This window comes from Streptomyces sp. BE303, from assembly GCF_036290945.1.
Classification (GTDB): Bacteria; Actinomycetota; Actinomycetes; order Streptomycetales; family Streptomycetaceae; genus Kitasatospora.
The window spans coordinates 1-237 of record NZ_JAQYWZ010000121.1; the positions used below are offsets into that span (position 1 = coordinate 1).

1 protein-coding gene is annotated in these 237 nt (G+C 70.9%); it reads right to left on the reverse strand.

The features are described from left to right. Window positions 1-237, reverse strand: a 237-nt coding sequence (locus tag PUR56_RS00475; protein ID WP_329947372.1) for a ketoreductase domain-containing protein, incomplete at both ends; no start/stop codon positions are given.

Genomic DNA, 237 nt, shown 5'->3' on the forward strand with positions numbered 1-237 from the left:
CGCGTCCAGGAACGTGTTCGCGGCAGCGTAGTTGGCCTGACCCGCGTTGCCGAACAGACCCGCCACCGAGGAGTACAGGACGAAGGCACTCAGCGCCCGGCCCTCCGTCGCGGCGGCAAGGTTGCGCGCCGCGTCGACCTTCGCCCGGAACACCACGTCCAGGCGCTCCGGGGTCAGGGACTCCACCATCCCGTCGTCCAACACACCGGCCGCGTGAACCACCGCCGTCACCGGCAC